Here is a 303-nt window from a genome sequence, read left to right on the forward strand (position 1 = left end):
GCCCGGATCGGCCCGCGCTGGCCGCTGACCATCGGCCCGGCGATCGTCGCGATCGGCTTCGTGCTGCTGCTGCGCGTCGATGCGGACGCCCCCTATTGGACTTCGGTGTTCCCCGGCGCCCTCGCCATCGCGATCGGAATGGCAAGCGTCGCCGCGCCGCTCACCACCGCGGTGCTCGCCTCGGTCGACGAGACGCACACCGGCACCGCATCGGGATTCAACAGCGCAATAGCGCGCACCGGCGGGCTGATCGCCACCGCGATAGCCGGGGCAGTGATCGCCGCGGCGGGCGCCGGGCTGGTG

General features: G+C 72.9%; 1 pseudogene. It reads left to right on the top strand.

The window, feature by feature from the left end:
* Positions 1-303, top strand: a pseudogene (locus tag Ga0451573_RS19115) (hypothetical protein); the annotation flags it as partial.

This window comes from Phosphitispora fastidiosa (assembly GCF_019008365.1).
Taxonomy (GTDB): Bacteria; Bacillota; Thermincolia; order Thermincolales; family UBA2595; genus Phosphitispora; species Phosphitispora fastidiosa.